5 protein-coding genes are annotated in these 6,738 nt (G+C 26.0%); 1 reads left to right on the forward strand and 4 read right to left on the reverse strand.

Going from position 1 to position 6,738, the window contains the following annotated elements; genetic code table 11:
- Positions 1-42 precede the first annotated feature (42 nt).
- The gene (locus tag J7G74_RS01180) at positions 43-1,332 is read right to left on the reverse strand and encodes a conjugated bile salt MFS transporter (RefSeq protein ID WP_297130734.1); all 1,290 of its coding nucleotides are present in this window, start codon (positions 1,330-1,332) and stop codon (positions 43-45) included.
- A gap of 297 nt (positions 1,333-1,629) precedes the next feature.
- Here J7G74_RS01180 and J7G74_RS01185 point away from each other — a divergent pair, with 297 nt between their 5' ends.
- Positions 1,630-3,153: a hypothetical protein gene (locus tag J7G74_RS01185; RefSeq protein ID WP_297130738.1), complete on the forward strand. Its 1,524-nt coding sequence runs from the start codon at positions 1,630-1,632 to the stop codon at positions 3,151-3,153.
- A gap of 90 nt (positions 3,154-3,243) precedes the next feature.
- Here J7G74_RS01185 and J7G74_RS01190 read toward each other — a convergent pair whose 3' ends face one another.
- The 3 genes from J7G74_RS01190 to J7G74_RS01200 form a co-directional block, all read right to left on the reverse strand.
- On the reverse strand, positions 3,244-3,855 hold the full coding sequence (locus J7G74_RS01190; RefSeq protein WP_297130741.1) for a DUF4397 domain-containing protein: 612 nt from the start codon (positions 3,853-3,855) through the stop codon (positions 3,244-3,246).
- Between the two features lie 344 nt (positions 3,856-4,199).
- Entirely contained in the window at positions 4,200-6,299 is a 2,100-nt protein-coding gene (locus J7G74_RS01195; protein ID WP_297130744.1) for a DEAD/DEAH box helicase, read from the reverse strand.
- Positions 6,300-6,462: 163 nt separating this feature from the next.
- A complete protein-coding gene (locus tag J7G74_RS01200) occupies positions 6,463-6,594 on the reverse strand; it encodes a hypothetical protein (protein WP_297130747.1) in 132 nt (43 codons plus the stop codon).
- Between the last annotated feature and the right edge of the window lie 144 nt (positions 6,595-6,738).

Consider the following 6,738-nt stretch of genomic DNA (forward strand, 5'->3'; position numbering starts at 1 on the left):
CATCTTAAGATGCCATTATTTTTTGTAAGATATTATATTAAATTAAGCAGCTTTTTGAGTCTGCATACTATCTTTTCTTTCTTCATTTTGTTTTTCCATCCCTTTAGCAGATGTTAATAATAATATGAATGCCATAGCAACAAATCCTAGTATTATCATCCATGTTGTATTATATCCAAATGATGATGCCAATACTCCAAATAATACAGATCCTCCTGAGAATCCTACAGCAAATACTAAGTTCATCATACCTAATATTCCACCATATTCTTTTCTACCAAAATATTGTCCAACCATATAAGCTGGTGCCATCATATAAACATATACCGCTAACCCTCTTACTGCAGAGAATAAGTATGCATATACTGGGTTATTTCCAGATAGTAATATAAATATACCTGAAATAAATACAAATATCGCTGATAAAGATAAACATTTTACAACACCTAATTTATCAAATAATATTCCTCCAAGTACATTTCCTCCAAGTGAACAAGCTGCAAATATTGAACCTGCTGTTGCTATAACTTTGGCATCTAGTTTTAATACACCTTGGAAATAATTTGCATATTGTACTGAGTAAGCCGATACATAAAGACCTACAAATAAAAATCCTATTCCCATCATCCAGAAGAATTTATTTCTTTGTGCTTCTTTTAATGTATATGATATATCTATTTCTTCACTATTAGTAACTTCTTTCTGTTCTTTATTAATTCCTTTTACTATATCATCATTACTCTTAGGCATTTTAACTAAAAATAATGCTATTGGTATAGCTGTTATTAATGAAACTAAACCAAATATTAAGTACGATTTAGATGGTCCATTCATAACTAATGAGCGAGTCACTAATTGCTGTAAGAATATATTACCGATTGACCCACCAGCAAATGCTATACCTAAAGCTTTGCCTCTAAAACTTGAGTCAAACCATGAGTTTATTAAAAGTGGAACACCTATAGCAGATATTGTTGCTGTACCAACTTGAACTATTGCAGCAACTACATAGAATTGCCATAACTCTGTACACATAGAGAATAAAGCAAATCCTCCTCCACATAATATTGCCCCTAAAGTATATATTAATTTTAAATTAATTTTAGAGAATAATGTTCCTATTATAGGAGCTGCTATAGCTGATACTATAGTCCCTATTGTAAATAGTAGTGAAAATCCAGTTAAACTAAATCCGTATTTTGATGTTACTGGATGTATAAATAACGGCTGTATATTTGAAGCTATTCCAAATGGTATAGCTTGTATCAACATACATACGATTACCATCATCCAACCTTTTTGTATTCCTTTTTTATTTTTTATTGTATCCATGATTTAAATTACTTTCCTCCCTGAAACTTTCAATTTATATACTCTAATTTATATAAATCTAAGTTCTGTTTTTTCCCATATTATTTGGGTTATTTTTATCTTGTATTAAGATTAACATAACTTATATTTGACAATCCAGAGAATTAAAAGGAGAAATAATGAATTTGTGAATTCATTTTCGTCATCCAATTCATTAAAAAATATTTTTATGGATAAGTTAATTCACAAATATCCTTTTATTAATATATAATAAATGTTATAATTATTTTTTTAATTAATATTGTATTTTCAATAGAAATGAGGTATTTACTGAGTAATAGAACTTTTGGTGCAGTTTTAGAAAATTTACTTTATATATCAAAACAAAAAAAATCATCTTTAGCTAGTTACTTGGGATACGATGTATCTTATATTAATAAATGGATTAATTCAAAAAAATTACCTAGTTCAAAAAGAGCTAAAGAAATATGTAGTGATATAAGCGAATTTATTGTAGATTCTCTAGAAGAAGATACAAAAGAAAATTTAGTTGAATATTTTGAGTTAGATAATTATAATGAAACTTTTTTATTGGAATATCTAAAAGATACATTAATAAATGTTTATTATCAAAGTTCTAATGACACTGGTAATCAAAATCTTCCTAAGACCTCTGTGTCTCAAGAATATTACAATAGTAATTCACAAGTAAGGCCAGAAGTTATTAGAAAGATTATTCTTCAGGAAGTAAACTCTCATATAAATTCTTCTGAAGAAATTCATATAATTATATCTCTAAATTTATTTACTATAAACCACAAAGATAAAATATCACTTGTTAACATGAAGAAATTTTTCTATGAATTAAGCAAAGAGTGCAATATTAAGATAGACTTTTTAATGGGATTCTCTGGTAATAATAATGAAGAAATTTTAAACTCTTTATTAACTATAAATATATTATCTTCATATCCTAAACTTAACTTTAATTTATATAATTGTGATGTTAGCTCTTCAACAGCAATTTTTGTAATTAAAGATAGATTCTTATGCACTACTATTTTTTCTGATGATGGTGAATGCTTAATAAGTACAACTTCTAAAGAAAAAACTTTAATTGATGAATTTTATTTCAACTTAGAACACAAAGTAAAAAATAAAAGGAATAGCCTTTGCCATAAAAAATCACCTGTAGAAATGATAGAAGATCAAACTTATATTCAATATATAATGAATAATGAACTTAGATGCCTTCTTGGTTCTATTAATGAATTCTTCATGCCACAAGATTTATTTTTAGAAATTGCAGAGAGGCTATTTGGCGATGATCCTGTATTAATGAACGAACTAAAAAAAATTAATATATTTTTGCATAATGCTACATATAAAAGTAAGCTAAAAGTTCTTATATATGAATCAGAGCTTCGAAAATATATGTCTTCAGGATGTCTTCATTTCTTTAATACACCGGTTACATTATCGTTTAAAGAAAGAGAACGACACATTGCTTTTATCGAAAAAATACTAAAAGAAAATAATGATTTGGAGATTAGATTGGTAGATGGTAATTTTATAGAAGATTTTAGACATGCAGACAATCCTTCTTTTTATCTGTCTAAGAATTTAAAGTTTATAAAAGTTCATCCTGTATCTGGTAAAAATGAATACTCTATATTAAGAGATAATGCCATAAAAAAAATGGCAGATAATCTATTTGAACAACTTTGGAACTATGAAAATGACTTAATTCTAATTGAAAGAGAAGATATATTGGAAAGAATTGCAAAATCTATTAGTTATACAAGAATCATTAGTGAAAATTTAGGCGAAGATATCCACTAAAAAAACTGGAGAAATTTACCATCTCCAGTTTTTTATTTAACCTGTTATAATTTTCGCTTCACCTAGCTACAAACCCACAGATATATACATTTAATATCTTACATAAGTACTTCCATCTAATGATTGAATAGCAGTTAAATTGGATGCATCTCCTAGCATATACACTGTATATACCTTTTGACTTTTCAAATCTGGTTCAAGTCTTAACAATTCTTCATCATTTTGAGCTATATTTATTCTTAAATCATAATTTCCTGATGAAAGTTCTAAATACTCAGTAGCATCTAAAAATCCTACATCTGTGAATGCTAAATTTGAATCTATATATGCATCAACTTCAGGTGCATCTGGTGACAAGTTTATTAATCTTAACCTACTCATATCTACTGGCAAATTATTAGGATTTGATTCCATATAAGATACTAATTGTAAATCATTTAAAAATCCTACAGCTGCAACTGTGACAACTTGTTTTTCTGGAATTTGTACATTTTGCATTAAAATATATTTTCCTTTTTCCCCCTCTGGATAAACTTCTATCTTATAGTTTCCCATTGAAAGTGGCATATATTCTGTAAAATTTCCAAATGCTAAACTTTTAAATACAAGATTGTTATTAATATAAATATCTACTGGTGGTGCATCTGGTGATGCATGAAACACTCTAACATAAGATGCATTCGTATCGTTTCTAATAAACATAAGATGTTATCCCCCTATATAAATCATAAATTCAATAATACTCTTTTACTATTAAATGTATGATTTATATTTTATTTTGATACAAAGGATAAATACAGTTGACAATAATTACCAAATAGTATATTATTAAATTAAAAATAAGATAATTAATAATTATATTACGAAGATATAGAAATAAGTCAGAAGGCTTTGTCCTTGTGGCTTTTTTATATTTTTACATATTTTAACCCTTAGATATAGTAATTAATTAACTTATATAATATTCTTACTTTCCCCGAAGTATGAATTATACGTTTAAAGATGGATATACCATCTTTTTTTTTACAAAATCTTAATAAATAAAGTTATTCTATATTATCAAATAAGTCTATTATCTCATCTCTAGATAGTTTTTTAAGAGCCGTACTATTTTCTAGATTAGAATTAATTATATCTTCTATAAGATCTTTTTTGATTTCTTGCATTGCTATTACTTTTTCTTCCACTGTATCTTTTGATATTAATTTAATAACATCTACCACATTTTTTTGACCTATTCTGTGAGCTCTATCACTAGCTTGAGCTTCTACAGCAGGATTCCACCATGGATCAAAATGAATTACCATAGATGCACTTGTTAAATTAAGACCTGTTCCTCCAGCTTTTAAAGAAATTAAAAATACTCTATTTTTATCACTATTATTGAATTCTTCAACTAATTCTAATCTTTTCTTCGCATCAGTTTTTCCATCTATGTAGTTATAACTGATATTTTCTTCATTCAATCTATCTCCAATTAAATTCAACACCTTTGTAAATTGGGAAAAAACTAATATTTTTCTATTTTTATTTGATTTAATTAGATTCATTAAAATTTCTAATTTAGAATTTTTCCCTTTATAATTTTTCACTATGATTTCTGGTGCAATACTTAATTGTCTTAACTTAGTTAAATAAGAAAATACAGTCATATTATCTTCATTATTTTCTAAGATTCTTCTTTTAATTAAATTAACAAAACTTTTATACGCTCTTTTATGTTCTTTTTCTAACTCTACATAAAACTTTTGTTCAATTTTATCTGGAAGTTCGTCTATTACTTCTTTTTTAGTTCTTCTAAGCATAAATGGCTTTATTAAATTTTTTAATTGACTACTATTTTTATCACTATTTGCAAATATTTTTTCAAATTTATGTTTACTATATAAATAACCTGGCATTACAAAATCAAAAATAGACCAAAGTTCTGTAAGATTATTCTCTACAGGTGTTCCTGTTAATGCAAACTTCACATCGGCATTTATTCTCTTAATAGATTTAGTAATAACAGAATCTGGATTTTTCATATTTTGAGCTTCATCTATTATACAAAAATCAAATTTTAAATCTTCATATTTATCTATATCATTTTTATAAGTTCCATAACTTGTTAAAATGACATCGTACTCATTTATATTTTCTAATATTTTTTCTCTAGCACTTTTACTACCGTAGGCTATACCTAAATTTATATCTGGAGCAAACTTTTGGAACTCACTCTTCCAGTTAAAAATTAACGATGTAGGAGTTATTACTATACTTCTTTTTCCTTTTTGTGATAGTAAGAAAGCCAAGGTTTGCACTGTCTTACCAAGCCCCATTTCATCAGCTAAAATTCCACCAAAATTATAATTGGCTAAAGTATTAAAAAATTCAAATCCTTCTATTTGATAATCTCTAAGAGTTGTTTTTAAATTTTTTGGTACTTTTATATCTTTATTTAATTTTCCAAATTTTTTTACTACATTATTTATGTATTTTTGACCATTAACAAAACTAAATTCTTCATCTTCTAATAACTTATCTAAAAACATAGCTTTATTATCTGGAATTTTTATCTTACTAAAATCATTATAGATACCTAATATATCAATTACTTGAAATATCTTTTGTAAATCATTATCTTTTAAATCTATATAGCTTCCATCACTCATAAGATGATATTTATAGTTATCTTTATAAGATTCAAATATTTTGCCGTACTCACTTTTATCTATACCTTCAATATTTAAACTTCCTCCTAAATATCCTCCTCTAGATTGGCTAATATCAAAAATCACAGATGGATTTATAACAACATCTCCTTCTGAAAATTCCTCCTTAGTTTTATTTCTTAAATTTTGTATACCTTTAAGAACTATAGCAACTATATGTGGACAAACTTGAGGACCTTTATTATTAAATACATTTTGACAATCACAACTAACATTAGATATTATTCTTGTATTTGTATCTATATTAATCATTGCAGTATAACTTCTACTATGATGTTCATCAAATACAGTTCCATAAAATGTAGCTTCATTTCCTTTAATATTTGCATAGTCATTACTTACATAGTTTCTTTTATATGCCACAAATCCGCTATTATACTTTAATTTATCAGTATAACTTCTTAATACTTCTCCGATTTTTCCAATTTCCATAAGTTCACCTTCTTTCTTAAAATGCTTTCTTATTATAACATACCTATCTAGTTCATATTTAATGCAATTTAAAAGAGCTATGTAAAATTATTTTATAAATTCTTCATAGCTCTTTTTTAATTATTTATATATATAATTCATCTGAATAGTCCTTTAAACATTTTTATTTCTTAGGTTTTTTTATTAATACAGCCACACCTGCTACAAGTAAAATCCCTGTTCCTATCCATACTATAATATCTGAAATATTCCCGATAGATATTTCTTTAATACAAAGTTGCATAATATTATTCATTTTTATACCTCCTTTTCAAATGACTTCATAACAAGTTAACTTGCAAAAGAAAGCTTTTACTATAAAATATGAAGATCATAATAAAAAAGACCACTTTAACTTTATTATTAACAATTAAAACTCTATAAAATTTTTTAATATGGA

Origin of the sequence: Terrisporobacter sp., assembly GCF_017888745.1 — a bacterium.
In the GTDB taxonomy this organism is placed as follows: Bacteria; Bacillota; Clostridia; order Peptostreptococcales; family Peptostreptococcaceae; genus Terrisporobacter.

What these genes read in the sequence shown, in the direction of transcription:
- J7G74_RS01180 (WP_297130734.1), bottom strand. Translation starts at nt 1,332, where the DNA reads ATGGATACAATAAAAAATAAAAAAGGAATACAAAAAGGTTGGATGATG.
- J7G74_RS01185 (WP_297130738.1), top strand. Translation starts at nt 1,630, where the DNA reads ATGAGGTATTTACTGAGTAATAGAACTTTTGGTGCAGTTTTAGAAAAT.
- J7G74_RS01190 (WP_297130741.1), bottom strand. Translation starts at nt 3,855, where the DNA reads ATGTTTATTAGAAACGATACGAATGCATCTTATGTTAGAGTGTTTCAT.
- J7G74_RS01195 (WP_297130744.1), bottom strand. Translation starts at nt 6,299, where the DNA reads ATGGAAATTGGAAAAATCGGAGAAGTATTAAGAAGTTATACTGATAAA.
- J7G74_RS01200 (WP_297130747.1), bottom strand. Translation starts at nt 6,594, where the DNA reads ATGAATAATATTATGCAACTTTGTATTAAAGAAATATCTATCGGGAAT.